23 protein-coding genes are annotated in these 22435 nt (G+C 47.8%); 3 read left to right on the plus strand and 20 right to left on the minus strand.

Going from position 1 to position 22435, the window contains the following annotated elements; all coding sequences use genetic code 11:
• The first annotated feature begins 31 nt into the window (after positions 1-31).
• A complete protein-coding gene (locus FSB84_RS28000) occupies positions 32-1348 on the plus strand; it encodes an amidohydrolase (protein WP_130543768.1) in 1317 nt (438 codons plus the stop codon).
• Positions 1349-1405: 57 nt separating this feature from the next.
• The gene (locus FSB84_RS28005) at positions 1406-2146 is read left to right on the plus strand and encodes a glycine-rich domain-containing protein (RefSeq protein ID WP_192909891.1); all 741 of its coding nucleotides are present in this window, start codon (positions 1406-1408) and stop codon (positions 2144-2146) included.
• Positions 2147-2222: 76 nt separating this feature from the next.
• Here FSB84_RS28005 and FSB84_RS28010 read toward each other — a convergent pair whose 3' ends face one another.
• The 3 genes from FSB84_RS28010 to FSB84_RS28020 all read right to left on the minus strand — a co-directional run bounded on the left by FSB84_RS28010 (position 2223) and on the right by FSB84_RS28020 (position 6093).
• Positions 2223-3902: a glutamine--tRNA ligase/YqeY domain fusion protein gene (locus tag FSB84_RS28010; RefSeq protein WP_130543769.1), complete on the minus strand. Its 1680-nt coding sequence runs from the start codon at positions 3900-3902 to the stop codon at positions 2223-2225.
• A 245-nt stretch (positions 3903-4147) separates the two neighbouring features.
• Positions 4148-4813 carry a YggS family pyridoxal phosphate-dependent enzyme gene (locus FSB84_RS28015; RefSeq protein ID WP_130543770.1) on the minus strand — a complete coding sequence of 222 codons (666 nt, stop codon included), beginning with the start codon at positions 4811-4813 and terminating at the stop codon, positions 4148-4150.
• A 125-nt stretch (positions 4814-4938) separates the two neighbouring features.
• Positions 4939-6093: an acyl-CoA dehydrogenase gene (locus FSB84_RS28020; protein WP_130543771.1), complete on the minus strand. Its 1155-nt coding sequence runs from the start codon at positions 6091-6093 to the stop codon at positions 4939-4941.
• A 277-nt stretch (positions 6094-6370) separates the two neighbouring features.
• Between FSB84_RS28020 and FSB84_RS28025 the strand changes: the two genes are divergently transcribed.
• A complete protein-coding gene (locus FSB84_RS28025) occupies positions 6371-7318 on the plus strand; it encodes an arginase (protein WP_130543772.1) in 948 nt (315 codons plus the stop codon).
• A gap of 1 nt (position 7319) precedes the next feature.
• On the opposite strand, the gene FSB84_RS28030 is transcribed toward FSB84_RS28025, so the two are convergent.
• From FSB84_RS28030 to FSB84_RS28110, 17 genes are all read right to left on the minus strand, one after another.
• Complete coding sequence (locus tag FSB84_RS28030; protein WP_130543773.1) at positions 7320-8018, minus strand: hypothetical protein; 699 nt, start codon at positions 8016-8018, stop codon at positions 7320-7322.
• A 412-nt stretch (positions 8019-8430) separates the two neighbouring features.
• Positions 8431-9333 carry an SDR family oxidoreductase gene (locus FSB84_RS28035; protein WP_130543774.1) on the minus strand — a complete coding sequence of 301 codons (903 nt, stop codon included), beginning with the start codon at positions 9331-9333 and terminating at the stop codon, positions 8431-8433.
• 5 nt (positions 9334-9338) lie between these two features.
• Positions 9339-10427 carry a TlpA disulfide reductase family protein gene (locus tag FSB84_RS28040; protein WP_225979909.1) on the minus strand — a complete coding sequence of 363 codons (1089 nt, stop codon included), beginning with the start codon at positions 10425-10427 and terminating at the stop codon, positions 9339-9341.
• A 4-nt stretch (positions 10428-10431) separates the two neighbouring features.
• The gene (gene hisIE / locus FSB84_RS28045) at positions 10432-11028 is read right to left on the minus strand and encodes a bifunctional phosphoribosyl-AMP cyclohydrolase/phosphoribosyl-ATP diphosphatase HisIE (RefSeq protein ID WP_130543775.1); all 597 of its coding nucleotides are present in this window, start codon (positions 11026-11028) and stop codon (positions 10432-10434) included.
• Between the two features lie 192 nt (positions 11029-11220).
• A complete protein-coding gene (gene hisF, locus FSB84_RS28050) occupies positions 11221-11982 on the minus strand; it encodes an imidazole glycerol phosphate synthase subunit HisF (protein ID WP_130543776.1) in 762 nt (253 codons plus the stop codon).
• A gap of 52 nt (positions 11983-12034) precedes the next feature.
• On the minus strand, positions 12035-12760 hold the full coding sequence (gene hisA / locus FSB84_RS28055) for a 1-(5-phosphoribosyl)-5-[(5-phosphoribosylamino)methylideneamino]imidazole-4-carboxamide isomerase (protein ID WP_130543777.1): 726 nt from the start codon (positions 12758-12760) through the stop codon (positions 12035-12037).
• 8 nt (positions 12761-12768) lie between these two features.
• Complete coding sequence (hisH, locus tag FSB84_RS28060) at positions 12769-13368, minus strand: imidazole glycerol phosphate synthase subunit HisH (RefSeq protein ID WP_130543778.1); 600 nt, start codon at positions 13366-13368, stop codon at positions 12769-12771.
• Positions 13369-13402: 34 nt separating this feature from the next.
• Positions 13403-14170, minus strand: coding sequence for a tryptophan synthase subunit alpha (trpA, locus tag FSB84_RS28065; RefSeq protein WP_130543779.1), 768 nt, complete (start codon positions 14168-14170; stop codon positions 13403-13405).
• Positions 14171-14203: 33 nt separating this feature from the next.
• On the minus strand, positions 14204-15397 hold the full coding sequence (gene trpB / locus FSB84_RS28070) for a tryptophan synthase subunit beta (RefSeq protein ID WP_130543780.1): 1194 nt from the start codon (positions 15395-15397) through the stop codon (positions 14204-14206).
• A gap of 28 nt (positions 15398-15425) precedes the next feature.
• Complete coding sequence (locus FSB84_RS28075; RefSeq protein ID WP_130543781.1) at positions 15426-16055, minus strand: phosphoribosylanthranilate isomerase; 630 nt, start codon at positions 16053-16055, stop codon at positions 15426-15428.
• A gap of 49 nt (positions 16056-16104) precedes the next feature.
• Positions 16105-16896 carry an indole-3-glycerol phosphate synthase TrpC gene (gene trpC, locus FSB84_RS28080; protein WP_130543782.1) on the minus strand — a complete coding sequence of 264 codons (792 nt, stop codon included), beginning with the start codon at positions 16894-16896 and terminating at the stop codon, positions 16105-16107.
• Positions 16897-16905: 9 nt separating this feature from the next.
• Positions 16906-17898 (minus strand): anthranilate phosphoribosyltransferase, encoded by a 993-nt coding sequence (trpD, locus tag FSB84_RS28085; protein ID WP_130543783.1) that lies wholly within the window; start codon positions 17896-17898, stop codon positions 16906-16908.
• 41 nt (positions 17899-17939) lie between these two features.
• Positions 17940-18512 carry an anthranilate synthase component II gene (locus FSB84_RS28090; protein ID WP_130543784.1) on the minus strand — a complete coding sequence of 191 codons (573 nt, stop codon included), beginning with the start codon at positions 18510-18512 and terminating at the stop codon, positions 17940-17942.
• Positions 18513-18533: 21 nt separating this feature from the next.
• Positions 18534-19952: an anthranilate synthase component I family protein gene (locus FSB84_RS28095; RefSeq protein WP_130543785.1), complete on the minus strand. Its 1419-nt coding sequence runs from the start codon at positions 19950-19952 to the stop codon at positions 18534-18536.
• A 229-nt stretch (positions 19953-20181) separates the two neighbouring features.
• A complete protein-coding gene (locus tag FSB84_RS28100; RefSeq protein WP_130543786.1) occupies positions 20182-20778 on the minus strand; it encodes a DUF4145 domain-containing protein in 597 nt (198 codons plus the stop codon).
• A 27-nt stretch (positions 20779-20805) separates the two neighbouring features.
• Positions 20806-21945: a bifunctional histidinol-phosphatase/imidazoleglycerol-phosphate dehydratase HisB gene (gene hisB / locus FSB84_RS28105; protein ID WP_130543787.1), complete on the minus strand. Its 1140-nt coding sequence runs from the start codon at positions 21943-21945 to the stop codon at positions 20806-20808.
• A 17-nt stretch (positions 21946-21962) separates the two neighbouring features.
• A complete protein-coding gene (locus FSB84_RS28110; RefSeq protein ID WP_130543788.1) occupies positions 21963-22427 on the minus strand; it encodes a c-type cytochrome in 465 nt (154 codons plus the stop codon).
• Between the last annotated feature and the right edge of the window lie 8 nt (positions 22428-22435).

Below are 22435 nucleotides of genomic sequence, written 5' to 3' on the forward strand. Positions count from 1 at the left end.
TATTTTCAGCGTACCAAAAATTGGAATGCTCATGCAGAAACTCCTGGCAATCGCCTCTACCCTCCTATTTCTCGTCACCAGTTTAACTAACGTTGTAGCGCAACCGAGCACTGCCGCCATACACGCAAAAGCGGAATCACTCAAACCCAAACTGATCGAATGGAGAAGACATATCCATCAGCATCCCGAACTTAGCAACCGTGAAGTGAATACTGCCGCTTATGTGGCCGAGCTGCTCCGCTCCTTCGGACTGGAAGTGCAGACAGGCATCGCCAAAACCGGCGTAGTGGCGATACTAAAAGGTGGCAAACCTGGTCCTGTTGTGGCTTTGCGTGCAGACATGGATGCGCTTCCTGTAAAAGAAAGAGTAGACCTCCCCTTCAAATCAACTGTCACAGCAGATTACCTGGGACAAACGGTTCCCGTAATGCATGCCTGCGGACATGACACCCATATTTCCATGTTACTCGGCACAGCACAGCTACTATCGTCGATAAAGAAAGATGTTCCCGGCACCGTTAAATTCATCTTCCAGCCCGCTGAGGAAGGCCCTCCAGGTGATGAAGAAGGCGGCGCGGCGCTGATGGTGAAAGAAGGAGTAATGGACAATCCGAAAGTGGACGCCATCTTTGGTATGCACATTCAATCCGAAATTGAAGTAGGAAAAATTCAATACAAATCCGGGGCCTTTATGGCCTCATCCGATTGGTTCACCATCCAGGTGAAAGGAAAGCAATCACATGGATCACAGCCCTGGAAAGGCGTAGATCCTATAGTGGCAGCTACCGCCATCATCAATGGTTTGCAAACCATCGTAAGCCGTCAATCAGAATTACCCAAAGCACCGGTGGTGATCACTGTAGGGAAATTCAACAGCGGCGTTCGTCCGAATATCATGCCCGAGGAAGCGATGCTCGAAGGCACAATCCGGACCCTCGACAGCAAAATGCAACAGGAAACGCATGAGCGGATCAAAAAAATGGCTACCGGCATCGCCAGCACTTATGGCGCCACCGCGGATGTGCATATCGATACAAAAACACTCGTCACCTACAATGACCCCGCTTTGGTGAAACTGATGACGCCATCACTGGAAACAGCTGCAGGAAAAGAGAATGTCTCCGAACGTGCATGGGTAACCGGAGCAGAAGATTTTTCGTACTACGGTACGAAAGCACCTTCCTTCTTTTTTTACATTGGCGGCATGCCCAAAGGAACAGATAATTCCAAAGCGCCGGGACACCATACCCCTGATTTTTATGTGGATGACAGTCAGTTGGATATAGGCGTGAAAGCCTTTTGCCAGCTGGTATTTGATTATGCGAAACTCAAAGCGCAGGGGAAATAGATCATCCGCTTAACATTGAGGTAATATTTGCGCTCTATTTTTGAAAAAGAGTTCTTTATGCAATTCAATGAAAACCCTATCTGGAGAAAATTGGAAATATTTTCAATTGATCCACCCGATGTGTCATTATCGTTTGAACAAAGACTGGCACGGGAAAACAGCTGGTCAGTTCAATTTGCTTCGCAGGTATTACTAGAGTACAAAAAATTCCTTTTTCTCTGCGCTTCACAAGATCATCCCTGCACTCCCTCCGACGCTGTTGATCAGGCCTGGCACCTTCACCTGGCTTACACAAAATCCTACTGGAACGATCTCTGCGAAAACGTGCTCGGCAAAAAAATTCACCACAACCCCACGGAAGGCGGAACCACAGAACAGGAAAAATTCGAAGACTACTACGAACGCACACTCTCCCTCTACAGAAACACTTTCAACACAGAACCTCCCGAAGACATCTGGCCTTCTTCACAACAAAGATTCAGCGACATTCACTTTACCCGGGTCAACCGGCAACAATTCTGGGTAGTTCCCAAAAGGTCATGGATACAGGCAATCTTCATACTGAGCATTGCAGGTGTTGCAGCCTTCATCTCGCAGAACTTCGTGTTCCTGCTGATCGGAGGCTTGGTTGCACTGGTGATTGCAAGCCCATCATCAAAAAAAGGGAATACTGGTTCAGGATGCTCTTCCACAGGCTGTGGTGGCGGATGTTCAACTGATGGACATTCAGGATGCAGCGGAGACGGAGGATGCAGCAGCGGCTGCTCCGGTTGCGGTGGCGGATGCGGAGGAGATTAGATCAGGGATTATTCAAGAAAACAAAAAAAGCCGCTCCCTCAGGAAGCGGCCATTATATTTTTACACTATTCTATTTTTATCCTTTCTTCTGTTCTTTCGCCCAGCCGTCTTTCAACGTCACTGTTCTGTTGAAGATCATCTTGTCTTCGCTGGTGTCTTTATCCAGGCAGAAATATCCTTTACGAAGGAACTGGTAGCGGTCATTGAACTTTGAAGTTCTCAACGCAGGCTCTGCATAAGCGCTGGTGACAGTTACAAGCGATTCTGGATTGATGCATTCCGTATAAGGCCTGTCGTCATTCAGCATGTCTTCCACTTTGAATAAACGGTCGTACAAACGGAGCTCACAGCTGATAGCCGTTGGAACGCTTACCCAGTGCAGGGTTCCCTTCACGTTGATGCCGGAGGTATCGGAGCCACTCTTGCTCTCGGGAATATAGGAGCAACGGAGCTCAGTGATATTACCTGCATCGTCCTTGATCACCTCATCACATTTGATGATGTAGGCGCTTTTCAGACGAACCATTTGTCCTGGTGCGAGACGGAAGAATTTCTTCGGAGCCACTTCCATGAAGTCTTCCTTCTCGATATACACTTCCCTGCTAAAAGGAATTTCGCGACTGCCGGCGTTCGGGTCTTCCGGATTGTCTTCACTGTGTACTATTTCTGATTGTCCTTCCGGATAATTGGTGATCACCACTTTCAGCGGATCGAACACCACCATGCGGCGAAGCGCGATCTTGTTGAGGTGCTCACGGATACAGAATTCCAGCAGGCTCATTTCGATCAGGCTATCACGTTTTACCACACCGATCTTCTCGCAGAGCTCGCGGATAGACTCCGGCGTATAGCCCCTGCGGCGAAGGCCGGCGATTGTGATCATGCGGGGATCGTCCCAGCCTGTTACATATTTTTCAGCCACCAGTTGTTTGAGCTTACGTTTGCTCATCACATTGTAGGTGAGGTTGAGACGTGCGAACTCATACTGATGGGATGGGAAGATGCCAAGTTTCTCGATGAACCAGTCGTACAGCGGACGATGAGGAATGAACTCCAGCGTGCAGATCGAATGTGTGATCTTCTCGATGGAATCACTCTGACCATGCGCGAAATCGTACATCGGGTAGATGCACCATTTATCACCGGTACGGTGGTGATGCGCATGTTTGATACGATACATGATCGGATCACGGAAATGCATATTCGAAGAGCCCATATCGATCTTTGCGCGCAATACCTTCTCTCCGTCCTTGTATTTTCCTGCTTTCATCTCTTCGAACAATTGCAGGTTATCTTCGATACTGCGTTCGGAGAATTTATTGCGAATGCCGGGCTCTGTGGGCGTACCTTTCTGCGCAGCGATCTCTTCTGCAGTGGAATCGTCTACATACGCCAGGCCAGCCTTGATCAGCTGAACGGCGAATTCGTAAAATTTATCGAAATAATCAGAGGCATACAATTCATTGGCCCATTGGAATCCCAGCCATTGCACGTCTTCCTTGATACTGTCTACATACTCTGTATCCTCTGTAACAGGATTGGTATCATCGAAACGGAGATTGGTCTTACCGCCATATTTAAGGGCGAGACCGAAATTCAGGCAGATGCTCTTGGCATGCCCGATGTGCAGGTAGCCATTGGGTTCCGGCGGAAACCGGGTGGTGATGGAAGTGTATTTACCTGATTTCAGGTCTTCTTCAACGATCTCTTCCAGGAAATTACGGCTCTTTTCAGCTTCTTTTAATGGTTCTGTCATTGTGCCTTTACTTTAAGTGCTATGCCGCGAATTTACTATTTCCCGGCGGGCTGACCAAAGCCGGAACTGGCTGATCCTCAAAAGCAAAAAGAGCTGTAGAAACAGCTCCTTACCATTAATCAATAACCTATGAAAAACACTATTTAATTACAGGAGTAAAAGTAATAACCGGCTATCAGGAGGCATAACTTATTCGACGTTTGAACCCAAAACGGGGTTGAATGGATTTTTTTGAACGATGATTATCAGTTCCGTGCGCCGAAAAGCAGGCTGCCAATCCTCACCATATTAGAGCCTTCCTCTATGGCGATGGTATAATCGCCGCTCATGCCGAAGGAGAGTGTTTTCAATTGAATGTTTTCTGTGATATGTGAAGCCCAGCGCTCGGCCAGGCCTTTCAATGTGTTGAATTCTGCGCGCACAGCGTCTGTATTGCTGGTGAAAGAAGCCATTCCCATCAGTCCTTCTATTCGGATATTTCTGAAGCCGGCAGTTTCTTCAGCAGTCAGCAGCGCTTCCAGTTCAGCGGCATCCAAACCGAACTTGGATTCTTCCCGTGCGATATACACCTGCAGCAGTACGGGGATCACCCGGTCCAGCTTCACTGCCTGTTTGTTGATCTCCTTCAGTAATTTCTGGCTGTCTACCCCATGGATCAAATGCACGAATGGCGCGATATATTTTACTTTGTTGGATTGAAGATGGCCGATGAAATGCCAACGCATATCGGAAGGCAGCTGCGGTTGTTTTTCCACCAGCTCCTGCACATAGTTCTCGCCAAAGTCGCGCTGACCAAGATCATAGAGTTTTTGAATATCCGATACAGGTTTGATCTTTGAAACGGCAACCAGGGTAACGCCTTTCTGGTCCAGCTCTTCTTTCAGATTCTTATATGCTTCAGTATTCACCATGTTTAGCAATTGAAGGGGCAAAGCTAGTGCAAAAATCGGGGAGCCGGGAGGCTGGTTAGGGCAAGCGCCAAAACAAAGGACTGCCCTCCGGTATGGAAGACAGCCCTTGTATCTTTTCAAAAAACCTATTTGAGGATAGAACGTCCGATCACGATGCGTTGTACTTCGGAAGTACCTTCATAGATCTGTGTGATCTTGGCATCGCGCATAAGGCGCTCTACGTGGTATTCTTTCACATATCCGTATCCGCCGTGGATCTGAACGGCTTCAACGGTAGTCCACATGGCGGTTTCGCTGGCAAATACTTTGGCCATCGAAGAGCTCAGAGCATAATCGTTGTGCTGGTCTTTATCCCATGCAGCGCGGAGACAGAGCAGGCGGGCTGCTTCGATGCGTGTAGCCATATCCGCGAGTTTGAACTGGATGGCCTGGTGATGCATGATCTCTTTGCCGAAAGCTTTTCTTTCTTTGGCATATTTCAGGCTCAGCTCATAAGCGCCGCTGGCGATACCGAGGGCCTGGGATGCAATACCGATGCGGCCTCCGGACAATGTCTTCATCGCAAAAGTGAAACCGAATCCATCTTCTCCGATACGGTTCTCTTTAGGCACTTTCACATCATTGAACATAATGGTATGTGTGTCGCTGCCGCGGATACCGAGTTTGTTCTCTTTGGCTGCCACAACAACGCCGGGCCAGTTCTTTTCAACAATGAAACAGTTGATGCCCTTGCTTCCTTTTGCAACATCAGTCTGCGCCATTACCAGGTAAACCGATGCGGAAGAACCGTTGGTGATCCAGTTCTTGGTGCCGTTGAGAAGATAATGGTCTCCCATATCTTCGGCTGTAGTACGCTGTGAGGTGGCATCACTGCCGGCTTCGGGCTCACTCAGGAGGAAGGCGCCGATGTACAGTTTTCCATCTTTTCTTCCCTGCGCCAGTGGTGTTAAATATTTTTCTTTTTGCGCTTCATTACCATAAGCTTCAAGTCCCCAGCTTACCAGGCTATTGTTCACGCTCATGCACACACTCACGCTGGCATCGATCTTACTGATCTCTTCCATTGCAAGTACATAGCTGACAGTGTCCAAACCGGAACCTCCATATTTGGGGTCAACCATCATTCCCATAAAACCGAGTTCTGCCAGTTTATACACCTGGTCATAGGGGAATTTCTGCTGTTCATCACGTTCGATAACGCCTGGTAAACATTCCTGCTGCGCAAAGTCGCGCGCAGCCTGACGGATCATGAGTTGCTCTTCTGATAATTGAAACTGCATATTCTCGCTTTGTTTTTTTACGGAGCACAAATATAATAGAGATGCGCGATCCAACTAACAATTGTTCGTTTATTTTTGGTAAACTCTTACTATCTTTAGGCTCTATACGCTATTGTCATGTCAACCCGCACCAGGAAACCCCAGGTTATTCTTCCATTTGCCCAGCTTCTGCTGCCGGTTAACTATGCCCTTCCAGGTTATTAGCGTCACATCCTCTCAATTTACTGAATTCCTGATTTAGCCAGTCAACCCGATTGTGTAATAAACGTTCGCTGTTATGAAAAATATTAAGCTGATTGAAGTGCCATCTGAAATTGGAGCCGGAACAAGAGGGGCCAGTTTAGGAATTGACGCCATCAAGATCGCAGCCCTGGATTTCATGAGTAATTTTTTCATCCACTTCCCTTCCGAAAAAGTACCGCACGAAAATAAATTACTGCACGAGCCCATTGAATCGCCATACGCCAAAAGGATCAAAGGTATCGCCACCATGTATGATCGTGTGAGCAAGGCCGTGCATGATACCCTCAAGAATAATTTCTTTCCCGTAGTGATCAGCGGAGACCATAGCATGGCTGGCGCCACCATCGCGGGTATCCGCATGGCCAAGCCAAAATCCAGGCTGGGTGTGATCTGGATCGATGCTCACGCGGACCTGCATACGCCATACACTACTCCTTCGGGTAATCTTCACGGTATGCCGCTGGCATTGAGCATCAATGAAGACAATGAGGATATGGCCGTACATGAGCTGGACGATGAAACGAAAAAGCAATGGAACGGTCTCAAAACACTCGGTAAGATCGCACCGAAAGTATTGCCGGAAGATGTAGTGTTCATCTCGCTCCGCGATTTTGAAAAAGAAGAAAAATACCTGATCGATAAATACGGAATGAAAGTGATCTCCACCAACGAAGTCCGCCGCAAAGGCCCGGAGAACGTGGTGCGCAGCGTGATCCGTTATCTCTCCGACTGCACGGATATCTATATCAGTTTCGATGTAGACAGTCTGGATTCCTCCATTTCCAAAGGCACAGGAACCCCTGTAAGCAATGGCCTCCGCGAGCGCGAAGCGGAAGACCTGATCAGCAAATTCATGCAGAACCGCAAAATATGCTGCTTCGAGATCACGGAAGTGAACCCGACGCTCGATAAAGAGAACCTCATGAGTGAGATCGCATTCAATATCCTTCAAAGGAGTGTGAATGTACTGATGATGAACTGAATCACTTCTTGTGATTCAGCGCCGTTACCAGCATGATCAGATCGTTCTCGTTTTTCATTTTTATTTTGGACTTCCCCATGATGCCGGCCACTGAATCGGCCTGGGATCCCAATGCTGCCGACATATCAGTGAAATTGTCGAGCCGCGTGATCTTCTTGTCTTCAGTATTGTAAAGATAGAGCTGGGTCTTGTCCTCAAATTTATTGTACTCATCTTTCCTTACATAATCCCCTTTCACTTTCACCAATGTTTTGTAACGATGGTTCAGTAACTGGTATTTTCCATCCGCCAGCACTTCGTAAAAACTTCGTTCCGTATTTTTTCCGATGGCTGGAAATCCACTCCGGTAAAGGGCTGTAGCGGAATCATTTCCTTTCAGAAAACGGAACGTGAATTGGCGGACAGGATCTGTGAACTCACACATCTCCTTATCTCTTTTGAAGTATAGGATATCGTCGTAAAGATTGTATAAGAGCGATACACCGTAGAAATTCCTTCCATCGGCCATCATAACCGCGCCTTCGGCCCAATCGTTCTGCAATAATGGCGATCCCTGAACGGAAGGGTGCATCCGTTCGTGAACAGGTCGATCTTCAAGTACAAAAGAAACAGTGCCCGGAGGCAGTGGAAGCTGGTTATTGATCTGCGCGGAAGCAGCCAATGAAATGCTGCAGAGCAGAATGGTGTAGATTTTTCTCATAAGTGACAGGTTGTGACTAAGGGGAAGTTACTCATTTTCCGGGGGAAAAACTTTGCTGGCTATTGCTGTGGTTTTCTGGGGTGATGGACGGTGTGGGATCGGGGGTGTATGCAATGGGGCTGACGAAACAAACCGACGCTTTTTATTAAGAAATGAGCTGGGGTTGGAGGGATGGGCGGTGGAGCTGGGGTGAGCTTCAGGGCTTTTGTTTCGAAGGCCCGTTTGCATACACCCGCCGATCCCAGTGAGCATCTCGAAAGTACAGCAATGCAGGCACTGTTTTTCCCGGAAAATGAGTTGGGGATGGGGAATGGGGAAATGTGCATCAGCACAAGTAATGGCAGACGGGTAGATAGGCGGATGGTGGGTGAAACGCCGCGCCGATTGGTTGAGTATATGGCTACTTTGCGAACTAGGCGATGCCAGTTTCCCCCATTTGCTGGAGGCCTTCTTCGAAGGTCATGGGTTTGTAGTCCAGGTCTTTTTCCGCTTTGGAGATGTCGAAGCCCGTACGGGGCGGACGTTTGGCGGGTTGAGTGAAGGTGTCGGCGGTTACTTCGGTGATGAGACTTTTGTCGAGACTGAAGTGATCTGCAGTTTTCAGCGCCATCTGATAGGGCGTCAGCTGCTCTTTGCCGGAGAGATGGTAAATGCCGGTGGACCTGCGTTTGATCATTTCAACAAGACCTTTGGCAAGATCGCCTACATAGGTGGGCGTGCGCATCTGGTCGGAAACCACTTTGATGGACTCCCCTTCCTGGAGGCTCTCGCGAACCCAGTTCACGATATTGCTGCGGGTTCCCTGCAATGGATTGCCGTACACCAGGCAGGTGCGGACAATGGCCCAGGGGATCTCACTGGTATGCATAATGGCTTCAGCCTGCATTTTGGTGAAGCCGTAGAAATTGACCGGACGAAGATCATCGTCTTCACGATAAAGGCCGTTGAGACCATCGAAAACGAAATCTGTTGATACGTAGATGATGTATTTGCTGAAAGCTTCAGCATCCACCAGTAATTGCGTGGTGCCGTAGACGTTAACTTTTTCACAGAGCTCGGTATTCTTCTCGCACTCATCCACCTGCGTCATGGAAGCAGCATGAACAATCACATCGGGACGCTCCTCTTCCATCACTTTTTCGAGATTCAGTTCGTCGGTGATGTCCAGGCTACGGTATCTGAATTGTTCGGATGGCTCAAAAGGCAGACGGTTCGGCCCTTTGCTGGTAGCCAACACAGTGAACTGCTGGTGCAGCAGCTCTTGTACAAGATGCTGTCCCAGCAGTCCATTTGCTCCGGTGATCAATATTTTCATGCCAATTAATTGCTTCCGAGTAATTCTCTGAGTTTTGCTTTAAGTCCTTCCCCACGCAGATTCCTTGCCACTACTTTTCCATTTGGATCGATCAGCAGATTGGCAGGGATCCCTTCTATGCCGTACAAACGCGCTACGGCATTATTCCAGAACTGGAGATCGCTAACATGCGTCCAGTCGAGTTTGTCTTCTTTGATGGCAGCGAGCCAGGATTCTTTTTCACGATCGAGCGAAACACCCAGTACTGTGAAATTTTTTCCTTTGAATTCATTGTAGTTTTCCACCACATTGGGATTTTCCATGCGGCATGGTTTGCACCAGCTTGCCCAGAAATCAACGAGAACATATTTGCCACGGAAAGAAGAAAGGGCTACATCTTTGCCATCAACATCCGCCTGCGTGAATTCGAGTGCCTGTGATCCGATCTGTCCGATCTTGCTCTTATCGATGCGCTCTTTGATGATCTTTCCATAGAAACCTTCCTGTGCAGCGGGTTTCAGCTTGGCAAACCTCCTTTCAGTGCTGGCCATGTCCTGGTCCAGCTGCGCTGTAACCACCATCAGGAATGGCGCTACAGGTGAAGCATTATGAGCATCAACATAAGAATCTATCTTGCCGATGATAAGATCGATCAGGGCCTGGTGCTGCAGCAGCAGGCTGTCGCCGGGCTGAATATTAGGCGTTCCGTTGATCTTTTGCGTGAGCGCTCCAAGCTGCTCGAACAAAGGATTGAATTGTTTGGCGTAATTGCTGTAATCATCATGAATGGAAGAACCTTTCACCTGGAGGTTGGTCATCTCGGCCACATCACCACTCAGGGTCACATTTTCATTGCCGATGAATACAAAGGATTTCTTCTGCGGTCCATGCAGGTTGAGGAAGAATACATTCGGTTCCTGTACGGTGCCTTTCAACACAAATTGATTCTTTGTCACCACCGCTCTGGCAAGCGTATCCTGTACGTTATTGGCATCACTGAGCGTTACTTCAGATCCTTCTGGTAAGCCTTTAAGTGAGCCAGTAACAACAAAACCTTTCTGCTGTGCAAAAAGGCCTGCCGGAATGATCAGCAACAGGGCGAAAAATCTTTTCATAATCTTATTTTGAATGCCGCGATTTTAAGATATCCACGACATCCTGCAATTTATGCCCTTTTGCGTTAAGTAAAATCAAATAATGAAATATGAGATCGGCAGCCTCATTGAGGAAAAGATCATCGTTATTGTCCTTCGCTTCGATCACCAGTTCCACGGCTTCCTCCCCTACTTTCTGGGCTATCTTGTTGATTCCCCGTCCGAACAGGTCCCGTACATAGGATTTCGCATCGGTACTCTGTTTGCGGAGATTGATAATATCTTCGAGATAATAGAGGAATTCATCGGAATGATTGCGTTCACTCCAGCAGGTGTCTGCGCCGGTATGACAGGTAGGCCCGAGCGGATGGGCCTTGATCAGGAGGGTATCATTATCGCAGTCGGATAACATTTCTTTCACCATCAGGTGATTGCCGCTCTCCTCGCCTTTGGTCCAGAGACGCTGTTTGCTGCGGCTGTAAAAAGTGACCTTGCCTTCCTCCATGGTTTTCTTCACAGCTTCTTCATTCATGAAGCCGAGCATGAGCACTTTGTGTGTGTTGAAATCCTGCACAATGGCGGGCACAAGACCATCTGCATATTTGGAGTAATCGATTTTCATGGTGCTTTATTTACTCTTGAACGTTCTCACGCTCATTGTTTTTGTTTTTTCCTTTGCGAAGTAATTCTATCAGATTTTCTTGTTTATCCTTGTACCGCTCCCTGCGATGGCGACTTTTATCAGATTGTTTGTTCTTGAAATACACAAACAATGTGATGGCTATAGCAAGAAGTGGAATAGGAATATAAATATTCATACAGGTCTGATATGAATTTTCTTATCCTGCAAATATCCTTTTAATTCCGGTATACTGATCTCCTTGAAATGGAAAATACTGGCAGCCAGCGCCGCATCGGCTTTGGCCTTATTGAACACATCCACAAAATGCTCCATCGTTCCTCCGCCACCGCTCGCAATCACAGGAACAGGAAGGGTTGTAGCCAGCTCTTTGGTAATGTCCAATGCAAAGCCTGCCTTGGTTCCATCGTGGTTCATAGACGTCAGCAAGATCTCACCTGCACCGAGATCAACTGCCTGTTTCGCCCAATCCTTACACTTCACATCGGTTTTTACACGACCACCATTCAGGTACACATACCATTCACCATCTTCTTCTTTCCTGGTATCGATGGCCAGTACCACACACTGACTGCCGAATTCCTTCGCCAGTTCATTCACCAGTGCAGGATTCCTGAATGCTGCCGTATTCACAGAGATCTTGTCAGCGCCGTTCTGCAACAATGCATATACATCTTCTACACTGCTGATACCACCACCAACGGTGAAGGGAATATTGATATGATGCGAGATCCGGTTCACCAGCTCGCGTAGTGTTTTCCTTTTTTCAACGGTAGCGGTAATATCGAGGAATACCAGTTCATCCGCCCCTTCCCTGGCATATAGAGCGCCTAATTCAACAGGATCACCGGCATCGCGGAGGTCCACAAAATTGGTGCCCTTTACTGTGCGGCCATCTTTGATATCCAGACAGGGAACGATTCTTTTACAAAGCATGACTGAAATTATTGAGACCGGTACAACGCCGTACCGGTGTATGTTTTTACATTTATTTTCCTTCGTTGAACCTTACCAGTTCATCCAGAGAGATCCTTCCTTCATAAAAAGCTTTTCCCACAATTACGCCACTGCATCCAATCTCGCGAAGCGCATCCAGATCTGCCACAGAACTCACGCCGCCACTGGCAATAAAATGCAATGATGAAAATTTGGAAAGGATATTCTTATACAATTCTGTTGAGGGCCCTTGCAACAATCCGTCCTTGCTCACATCGGTACAGAACAATTGCGTTACGCCGTGTGCTGTATATTTTTCTATAAAATCATAGATCCAGATATCGGTGGTTTCCAGCCATCCGGCCACTGCGATCTTCTCATCCTTCACATCGGCGCCGAGCAGGAATTTATCTGCGCCGTATTCCCTGAGCCATTGTACAAAGAGATTTTCATCTTTCACGGCCAGGCTGCCAATGGTAGCCAGCGCTGCCCCAGAATTGAAAACGATATTCACGTCCTCTTTCTTCTTGATGCCCCCGCCAAAATCTACAACCAGACTGGTTTTACCGGCAATGCTTTCCAGCACTTTCCAGTTCTTCACCGTGCCTGCCTTCGCGCCGTCCAGGTCTACCAGGTGGAGACGCTGCAATCCTGCATCTTCAAATTGCTTTGCTACTTCGAGCGGGTTTTCATTGTAGATCTTTTTTTGTTGGTAATCGCCCTGGGTAAGTCTTACGCATTTCCCATCGATAATATCTATTGCCGGAATGATCTGCATGTATCTGATTATATGTTCAGGAAATTCTTGAGAATGGATTCGCCGGTAGCAGCGCTCTTTTCAGGATGGAACTGCACGCCGTAGAAATTGTTCTTGTGCAATGCGGAACTGTAAGGCAGTCCGTATTCCGTAGTGGCGATGGTATGCTCTCCAAGGGCCGCATAGTAGCCATGTACAAAATAGCAGTAACTGTTCTCAGGCACGCCTTTGAACAGTTCCGATTTCAACGAATAGATATTGTTCCAGCCGATCTGCGGGATCTTGATCGGACCATCGGCAGTAGAGCCCGGAGAAAAAAGTTTTACATTTTCCTCGAAGATGCCCAGACAATCCGTATCATTCTCTTCGCTGTAAGCACACATTAGCTGCATGCCCAAACAGATGCCAAGTACTGGTTGCTGAAGCTCGCGCAATACCTTGTCCAGCCCACGCTCAGAAAGATAACGCATGGCGCTGCTGGCTTCGCCCACGCCGGGGAAGATCACTTTGTCTGCCTTACGCAATTGTTCGTGATCATCGGTTACGGTTGCTGTGGCTCCGATCCTTTCCAGTGCGTAGAGTACCGACTGGATATTTCCTGCATTGTATTTTACGATGGCTAATTCCACTTTTGTTCTTTTTGCTAAAAACGCGAAAGATAAATCATTTCACTGTTCTGATGAATTGTTCTGTTGCGGCAGCTACATCGGAAGCACCCTCCAGTGCTTTGATGAAAGCAGTGCCGATGATGGCGCCATTGGCAAATTCAGATGCCGCTTCAAAGCTGGCCTTGTCCTTGATGCCAAAGCCTACCAACACCGGGTTTTTCAATTTCATCTCCTGTAACCTTTGCAGGTAAGCGCTTACACCACTCATATTCTGATCTTTTCCTGTAGTGGAGCTGCTGCTCACGGCATAGAGAAAGCCTGTGCTCAGAGCATCCAGTCTTTTGATGCGTTCCGTTGTTGTTTCCGGAGTTACTAAAAAGATGAAATCCAGTTTGTATTTTTTGATGATGGAGCCGTATTCGTTTTCGAACTCAAACTCAGGAAGATCAGGCAGGATCAATCCATCCACTCCCACTGCTGCCGCATCTGCACAGAACTTATCGAAGCCATATTGAAGGATGGGGTTCATGTATCCCATGAGGATCACAGGCACCTGCACAGATGCGCGCATCTCTTTCAATTGTTCAAAGAGTTTTTTGATGGTCATGCCATTCTGCAGCGCGATGGTACTGCTGGCCTGGATTACGGGACCGTCTGCCAATGGATCACTGTAGGGCATGCCCAGCTCAATGAGGTCGGCGCTACTTTTCTCCAGGGCCTGCATCACGGGTACTGTGCTGTTTAGTTGCGGATAACCGGCTGTCACGTACACGTTGAGGACCTGTTTATTTTTCTTTTTAAATAATTCCTGTATTCTGCTCATGATTGTTGATTCAAAATAGTGTATTGATCCTCGTTATACGCCCATTGCCTGCATGTAGGTAGCCATATCCTTATCACCTCTTCCACTTAAGCAAAGCACTACCACATCATCTTTTTTAAAATCCACCTGGTGCAGTCCTGCCAGTGCGTGTGAGCTTTCCAATGCAGGAATGATGCCTTCCAGCTGCGTCAGATTGAAAGCTGCACGAACAGCTTCTTCATCTGTTGCACTGAGAAAAGTTCCGCGGCCGCTCGCGAACAGATTCGCATGCATGGGACCGATACCAGGATAATCCAGTCCGGCTGAAATGCTGTGCGGTTCTACCACCTGTCCATCTTCGGTTTGCATCACCAGGCTCTTGCTGCCATGCAGTACACCTGGTTTACCAAGTCTGGTTGTGGCTGCGCTCAGCCCGCTTTCCACCCCATGACCTGCCGCTTCCACTGCTACCAGTTTCACTGTCTGCTCTTCGGTGAAATGATAGAAAGCACCTGCAGCATTGCTGCCGCCGCCTACGCAGGCGAATACATGCGTGGGTAATTCACTGCCGGTTTTTTCTTTGAGTTGCTTACGGATCTCTTCACTGATCACACTCTGGAAAGTTGCAACCATATCGGGATATGGATGCGGGCCTACCACGGAGCCGATGATATAATGTGTGTCATTGGGATTGTTGATCCAGTCCCTGATCGCTTCATTGGTAGCGTCTTTCAGGGTTTTGCTGCCACTGGTGGCGGGGATCACGGTAGCGCCGAGCATTTTCATGCGGGCCACATTGGGCGCCTGGCGCTGAATATCTTTCTCTCCCATGTACACGATGCACTCTATGCCTTTGAGTGCGCAAACAGTGGCTGTGGCCACGCCATGCTGACCGGCGCCTGTTTCCGCGATGATGCGCTTCTTGCCCAGGCGTTGCGCCAGCAGGATCTGTCCGAGTGCATTGTTGAGCTTATGAGAACCGGTATGACAAAGGTCTTCCCGCTTCAGGTAAATATTGGTATTGAACTGTGCGCTCAGCCTGGCAGCAGGATAGAGCGGCGTGGGCCTTCCTACATAATCGCGGAGCAGGCTCTGGTATTCATCACGGAAATCTTTGCTGGTGATGATGCTCCTGTACTGATTGCGCAGCTCTTCCACGTTGCGGTGCAGCATCTCGGGGATGTAAGCACCGCCGAACTGTCCGTAATATCCCTGTGCATCTGGCTGCTGGTAAATGGTTGTTGACATAAAACCAATATTTTGTCCGTTAGGTATCTTATTTCATATTGTTCACAAACCCGCGCACCTTCTCCATGTCTTTGTAACCCGGATTGGTTTCGAATTTGCTGTTGATATCGATGGCAAAGAGGGCTTTGGCAGCGGGCTCTTTCTCGAATTCCCGCAATTGCGCTTCATCGCCCGGCTCGATGCCACCACTGAGAAAAAATGGTTTACCGATGATGGTATCTTTTAATACGCTCCAGTCGAATTTTTTTCCTGTTCCTCCATATCCGGCGCCCATGGTGTCGAACATGAACATGTCGCAGCAATCCATATAGGGCCTGATCATCCACTCCACACTATCGTTGTCGCTCAGTCGAAATGCTTTTACCACCGATACATAGTCTGCGATCTTCTCACAGTATTTTGGATTTTCGTCGCCGTGCAGTTGCACCAGGTGCAGCCTGCATTCGTCCACCATATGGAGTACTTCTTCAATAGGGGCATTTACAAACACGCCCACTTTGTTGATATTGTTCTCCTTCCTGATCTGTGTGGTGGTCATGTGTTTGAATACGTACCGGGGACTTTTGGGATAGAAAATGAATCCTGCAAAAGATACACCCATGTCTGCCAGTTGTGCCACCTGTTCTGGCTGGGTCATGCCGCATACTTTTACTCGCATATTGTTCAGATTTTAAGTGTTAAGGTTGTATCCGGCAAGCGATCTGTTTTCACGGGGCCTTTGCTGCTTTCAGCTCCTGTACAAAATCTTCAAAGGCTTTGGCAGGGTCGGCAGCTTTCATGAAATTCTCACCTATCAGAAAGCCTCTGAATCCATTGTTCCTGAACAACAGGATATTTTCCACGGCGCTGATCCCGCTCTCGGCAATTTTGATCCTGTTATCCGGGATGCGCCGGGCCATGGCCAGGCTCCTTTCGATATCCACTTTGAAAGTCTTCAGGTTGCGGTTATTGATCCCAACCAGGATGGTTTCATCGCAGATATGCGCCAGTTCTTCTTCGTCGTGCAGTTCCAGTAGCACTTCGAGGCCGAGCTGCGTTGCAAAGGTAGCCAACCGTTTCACTTCTTCAGGGGTTAAACAGGCGGCAATGAGCAAAATCACATCGGCGCCCATGGCGCGGGCTTCCAGGATCTGGTACTCATCCACGATGAAATCCTTGCGCAGTATAGGAATCTGGTTCACGCGTGCCGCGATCAGATCAGCAGTACTGCCGCCAAAAAAATTTTCATCGGTGAGCACGCTGAGGCCGGATGCATGCTTCGCATAGGCAGATGTTACTTCCACCACGTCCGCTGTTCCATTGATCAGTCCTTTTGAAGGCGACTTCCTTTTGAATTCCGCGATGATGCCCGTACGTGCATCATTGAGCAGGAATTCTTTCAGACTTAAAACCTTCCTGTTGAACCCGTCCTGTTTTTCCAGCGCTGAAGCAGGCGTCCCTGCTTTTCGCGCCGCCACTTCTGTTCTTTTGTGTGCGATGATGGTATCGAGAATATTCATGACTATTGCTTATTGAAGAGCGATCAGTTTTTTGAAAGTATTGTATGCTTTTCCACTTTCCAGGCTGTCTACTGCGGACGCATAGGCCTGCTCGTAAGTGGCATGATTGCCGGTGCAATGCAACGCCATAGCGGCATTGGCCAGTACAACAGCATTCTGCGCCCAGCTGCCTTCGCCTTTCAGGATCTTTGTAAAGAGTTTGGCCGCTTCTTCCACGCTGCTGCCGCCATAGATATCGGCAGGCGTTACGGCGCGTTTGCCCAGTTGTTCCGGCGTCATGATCTGCTCACCTTTATTGGTGATCACTTTGGTATCGTTGGTGAGGGAGATCTCATCATAACCATCCAGGCCATGAATGATGGTGAAAGCGCTGCTGCCCTGTTGCAAAAGATAATTGTACACGCGCGCCATTTCCAGGCTGTAAACGCCCACCAGCTGGAATTTCGGAGAAGCAGGATTCACCATCGGCCCCAGCATATTGAAGAATGTGCGCATGCCGAGGTTCTTGCGGATGGGCCCTACGGTCTTCAATGCAGGATGGAACATCGGCGCATGCAGGAAACAGATATTGGTTTCCTCCACTTCCCTTTTCAGACTGTCTTTATCGTTCTTGAATTTGTAACCAAGTTGCTCCATCACGTTGCTGGCGCCACTGATGCTGCTGGCTCCGTAATTGCCATGCTTGGCCACTTTCTGTCCGGTGCCTGCAACAATAAAACAACTCAAAGTGGAAATATTGAAAGTGTTCTTTCCATCACCACCAGTACCTACGATATCGATGGTTTCATGGCCATTGAGATCAACAGGAACACAAAGCTCCAGCAGCGCATCGCGAAAGCCCTGTAACTCTTCGATGGTGATACTGCGCATAAGGTAAACCGTCATGAAGGCAGTAACCTCATGCTCATTGTACATTCCCTTTCCGATGCCTACCAGCGCTTCTTTGGCAGCAGCACGAGTCAGGGATTTATGTGCGAATAATTGTTCTAAGATCTTTTTCATAATTATCTTTTCACTGATTCAAAAATTGGTTGATGACGCTGTTATTGCTTCAACCAGTTTCTCAGGATGGTCTCGCCCAGCGGCGTGAGCACACTTTCCGGATGGAATTGTACTCCCTGTACATCGTACATGTTATGCTGCAGTCCCATGATATAATTGTTCTCATCACGCGCTGTGATAGTGATATCTTTTGGAAATCCTTCCTCACTGATCACCCAGCTATGGTAGCGGCCCACTTCAAAAGTATCCGGCAAACCTTCATATAGATCCTTTTTACTTCTTTTCAGAATATTCACCGGCGTTGCCACTCCGTGATACACTGTACTTAAGTTCACCAGCTTCCCGCCGAAAGCCTCACCGATGGCCTGATGCCCCAAACATACGCCCAGTATGGATTTGCTGGAAGCGTATTCTTTGATCAGCGGTAACAACATTCCTGCTTCTTCCGGAATACCAGGACCAGGACTAAGAATGATCTTATCATATTCTTTCACGCGTTCCAGCGGCAGCTGATCGTTGCGCACCACGTCAACACGCTGGTGCAGGATCTTCTCTACCAGGTGGACCAGGTTATAAGTGAATGAGTCGTAATTATCGAAAACTAATATTTTCACAAGGAATGTTTTACTGGTTAATTATTGAGCGATCTCTTCTGCAAACAGGATGGCTTTTTTCAGCGCTCCCAGTTTGTTGTTCACTTCCTGCAATTCGCTTTCAGGTTTGCTGGCAGCAACAACGCCTGCTCCGGCCTGATAGTACAGCGTATTATTTCTGCTAAAGAATGTACGGATCATGATGGCGTGGATGCAGGTGCCGTCGAAGCCCATGAAACCGATGGCGCCGCCGTAATAGCTGCGGCTGGTGGGTTCCAGCCCATCGATCAGTTCGATGGCCTTGAACTTGGGCGCACCGCTGAGCGTGCCTGCCGGAAATGTTTTTGCCATCAGTTCGAAAGGATTGGCATCAGTTCTCGTTTTACCACTCACTTCACTCACAAGATGGATAACATGACTGTAGTATTGTACCTGACGGTAATGTACCACCGAAACATCATCACATACCCTGCTGAGATCATTGCGCGCCAGGTCAACCAGCATTACATGTTCTGCATTTTCCTTGGCATCTTTGAGGAGTTCCTGTGCAGCACGCTGATCGGTTTCATCATCGCCGGTGCGTTTGAAAGTGCCGGCAATGGGATGAACGATGGCTTTGCCGTTTTGAATAAGTATCTGTGATTCGGGACTAGAGCCGAGTAGTTTGTAATCGCCGTAGTCGAAGAAGAAGAGATAGGGAGATGGGTTGATGGAGCGAAGGGCGCGATATACATTGAATTCATCGCCGGTGAACTGTTGCTCGAAGCGGCGGCTGAGCACTATCTGGAACACATCGCCGCGGTAGCAGTGCTGAATGCCTTCCTTCACCATATTGCGGTAGGTTTCGTCTTCCATATTGCTGGTTTCCTCACCTACTGCCTTGAAAGGATACACGGGCACATCCTTGCTGCGGATCAATGATTCTACTGCATTGGTATCGCTCTCGAGTCCATCTATCAGGTTCTCACAGAGAAAGAGCTCGTCTTTATAATGATTGATTACGATCACGTACTGGTACAAACGATAACGCATGAAAGGGATGGCAGGCATTTCTTTTGCTGATTTCAGCTGCAGTGTATCGAAGAACTGCACAGCATCGAAAGTGGTATAACCATACAAACCCTGGGCATATTTCGCTTCCTTCACTTCAGAAGGCGCCATGGTAAAACGCTTCATGAAATCCCAGAGGATATTGGGCACATCCTGTACATTCTTGATTGCCTGCTTTTCAGGAGCCTGTCCGGGCCATTTCAATTCCAGCTGTTTGGTGGAACTGATCTCCATGCCTGCGATGGCGTTGATACAGATGAAGGAGTAGCTGTTCTCTGAGCTGTGGTGATCCGTGCTTTCCAGGAGCACGGTATCCCGGAACCTGTCTCTCAGCCTGAGGTAGATCCCTACTGGCGTGAACACGTCCGCCAGCATCTTCTTGCATTTCGTTTGAACTGTGATTTGTTTCATATCGAGATTCAGGTATTGAAAAAAAAGAAAAGGGCCCCGATTAAAAATCGAGGCCCTTGAGTATTGTTATAAATATACAATAGTAGTGTTACAAGCCCCGATTAGAGTTTGTATGCCACCACCACTGAATATTTTGAATTTGTTTGATCATGAGCTACAAAAGTAATTATTGATTTGGAATGTGCAAATTATTTTTGAATTTCCTCAATATTACACTATTTCAGCACTTTTACCGATTTATCCGGTTTTTAAAATTTGAAAATTTATCCTTGAAAGAATAACTGAAATCAAGTATTGCAATGGTAAACTCAACAATATTTTTTGCATCCTCAGCGGTAAAGACACTATCAATGTTATGAGCCGCTTCATTGCCGGTCAGCCTCAGTTGATCTGCCCATTCATACAACTGATCATTGATCTCTCCATTCTCTTTCAACTTTTGGAGCCCTTTTAATAAATTACTTTCATTTATATCTTTTTCCCTGCAAAAACCTTCTAAAGTCCTTCTACACATTACTGCAGTTCCCGTAAATGACTTTCCTCTATAGCATTTAAGGCTTTCCAATAAGGCATCCCTTAGCTTTTGAGGTATTGCAGGATTTACATGGAACTCCTCCTGAGGGAATATTTGTGAACGCCTCCAATCATAATCACCGTCCCGCTGTAATTCTCCTTCTGATTTTACGATTGCCGGTCCAAAACATTGTGGGCATTTCAGAATAGTGTATTTAGTTTTTTCAAAAAAAATATCGTCCAGAGAATACGAATATTCTGCTACCAATTCTCCTTTTACGGTTAAATCGCATTTTACACATTCAAAAACCATGATCAAAAATTTGGAAACAAAACTTATTTACAGTACTCCCTTCGTGCTCGGCAGATGATTGCTCATCGGATCGCGTTTCACGGCCATCCGGATGGCTTTCGCAAATGCCTTGAAAATAGCTTCTATTTTGTGATGCTCATTGTCTCCATGACATTCGATCTGCAAATTACAGCGCGCCGCATCGGAGAATGATTTGAAGAAATGGAAGAACATTTCCGTTGGCATTTCACCAATGCGCTCGCGTTTGAATTCTGCATTCCAAACTATCCAGGCGCGTCCTCCGAAATCGATCAGCACTTTAGCTTCGGCATCATCCATTGGCAAAGCAAATCCATAACGCTCCATGCCACGCTTGTCTGCCAGCGCCAGCGCAAAAGCCTCGCCCAGCGCAATGCCCGTATCCTCGATGGTATGATGCTCATCGATATGCAGATCACCATTGGCCCGCACAGTCAAATCCATTTTCCCATGTCGTGCGATCTGGTCCAGCATATGATCGAAGAAACCAAGACCTGTAAAGATCTGCGCCTTGCCTCTTCCATCGAGGTTGAGCTCTATCTTGATCTGCGTTTCATTGGTATTGCGTTCGTGCACTACCTGGCGCAGTCCGAGTTTGAGAAAAGAATAGATCTCCGCCCAATCAACAGACTCCAACGCGATCACTGGTTGCAACGCAGCCACCTGGTCACTGATCTCGGCGGCGCCAAGACTGGCATCGCCATTCAGCCAGATGGCCCTGCAGCCAAGGTTCTTGGCCAGTTGCACATCGGTGATGCGGTCTCCGATCACGAAAGAATTTTCGATATCGTAATTGGGATTGTTTAGGTACTGCGTGAGCATACCGGTACCGGGCTTGCGGGTAGGCAGGTTATCTGCCGGAAATGATTTATCGATATGCACAGCGCTGAAGTGAATCCCCTCACCTTCCAGGCTTTTCATCACCAGGTTGTGCAGCGGCCAGAAAGTGTCTTCAGGAAAACTGTCAGTACCCAGACCATCCTGGTTGGTTACCATTACCAGTTCATAATCCAGTTCCCTGGCGATCTTCCCCATGTACTCAAACATTTTGGGATAGAAAGTCAGCTTATCGAATGAGTCCAGTTGATAGGTGGGCGGCGCTTCATTGATGAGCGTGCCATCACGGTCTATAAATAAAATCCTTTTCATATCGAATTCAAAAATACTTACTTCAGCTTACTCCGCACTGTTTTTACTTCTGCTGGAGTTACCGCGCTGGCCTTATTGGTAAAGCTGTTGCGGACATAGGTCAGCACATCGGCTACCTGCTGATCGGTAAGGAAATTGTGAGCCGACATATTATTGTCGTACACTTCCCCATCGATCTCGATCTCTTCATTCATTCCTTTCAACACAATTTCGATCAGTCTTTTTTTATCACCCAGCACAAAACTGGTGCGTTGCAATGGCGGATTCAGTCTTGGTACGCCACCTCCGTCTGCCTGGTGGCAGGCAAGACAGTAAGTATCGTACACTTTCTTTCCATCGGTCATTGTCTTTTTTGCTATGGCGGCGGGCTTTGTCTGCCCGGGTATTGTCTGTGTTGGTTTGGTTTGCGCGGGCTTTGTCTGTGCGGCCATCAGTATTACCAGTCCGATCCCCGCGATTGCTGCGAATACTACTTTCTTCATGGGAACGG

Origin of the sequence: Pseudobacter ginsenosidimutans, from assembly GCF_007970185.1 — a bacterium.
Taxonomy (GTDB): Bacteria; Bacteroidota; Bacteroidia; order Chitinophagales; family Chitinophagaceae; genus Pseudobacter; species Pseudobacter ginsenosidimutans.

Coding starts and splice junctions, on each gene's coding strand:
- FSB84_RS28000 (WP_130543768.1), top strand. CDS start 32: ATGCAGAAACTCCTGGCAATCGCCTCTACCCTCCTATTTCTCGTCACC.
- FSB84_RS28005 (WP_192909891.1), top strand. CDS start 1,406: ATGCAATTCAATGAAAACCCTATCTGGAGAAAATTGGAAATATTTTCA.
- FSB84_RS28010 (WP_130543769.1), bottom strand. CDS start 3,902: ATGACAGAACCATTAAAAGAAGCTGAAAAGAGCCGTAATTTCCTGGAA.
- FSB84_RS28015 (WP_130543770.1), bottom strand. CDS start 4,813: ATGGTGAATACTGAAGCATATAAGAATCTGAAAGAAGAGCTGGACCAG.
- FSB84_RS28020 (WP_130543771.1), bottom strand. CDS start 6,093: ATGCAGTTTCAATTATCAGAAGAGCAACTCATGATCCGTCAGGCTGCG.
- FSB84_RS28025 (WP_130543772.1), top strand. CDS start 6,371: ATGAAAAATATTAAGCTGATTGAAGTGCCATCTGAAATTGGAGCCGGA.
- FSB84_RS28030 (WP_130543773.1), bottom strand. CDS start 8,018: ATGAGAAAAATCTACACCATTCTGCTCTGCAGCATTTCATTGGCTGCT.
- FSB84_RS28035 (WP_130543774.1), bottom strand. CDS start 9,333: ATGAAAATATTGATCACCGGAGCAAATGGACTGCTGGGACAGCATCTT.
- FSB84_RS28040 (WP_225979909.1), bottom strand. CDS start 10,427: ATGAAAAGATTTTTCGCCCTGTTGCTGATCATTCCGGCAGGCCTTTTT.
- hisIE (WP_130543775.1), bottom strand. CDS start 11,028: ATGAAAATCGATTACTCCAAATATGCAGATGGTCTTGTGCCCGCCATT.
- hisF (WP_130543776.1), bottom strand. CDS start 11,982: ATGCTTTGTAAAAGAATCGTTCCCTGTCTGGATATCAAAGATGGCCGC.
- hisA (WP_130543777.1), bottom strand. CDS start 12,760: ATGCAGATCATTCCGGCAATAGATATTATCGATGGGAAATGCGTAAGA.
- trpA (WP_130543779.1), bottom strand. CDS start 14,170: ATGAGCAGAATACAGGAATTATTTAAAAAGAAAAATAAACAGGTCCTC.
- trpB (WP_130543780.1), bottom strand. CDS start 15,397: ATGTCAACAACCATTTACCAGCAGCCAGATGCACAGGGATATTACGGA.
- FSB84_RS28075 (WP_130543781.1), bottom strand. CDS start 16,055: ATGCGAGTAAAAGTATGCGGCATGACCCAGCCAGAACAGGTGGCACAA.
- trpC (WP_130543782.1), bottom strand. CDS start 16,896: ATGAATATTCTCGATACCATCATCGCACACAAAAGAACAGAAGTGGCG.
- trpD (WP_130543783.1), bottom strand. CDS start 17,898: ATGAAAAAGATCTTAGAACAATTATTCGCACATAAATCCCTGACTCGT.
- FSB84_RS28095 (WP_130543785.1), bottom strand. CDS start 19,952: ATGAAACAAATCACAGTTCAAACGAAATGCAAGAAGATGCTGGCGGAC.
- FSB84_RS28100 (WP_130543786.1), bottom strand. CDS start 20,778: ATGGTTTTTGAATGTGTAAAATGCGATTTAACCGTAAAAGGAGAATTG.
- hisB (WP_130543787.1), bottom strand. CDS start 21,945: ATGAAAAGGATTTTATTTATAGACCGTGATGGCACGCTCATCAATGAA.
- FSB84_RS28110 (WP_130543788.1), bottom strand. CDS start 22,427: ATGAAGAAAGTAGTATTCGCAGCAATCGCGGGGATCGGACTGGTAATA.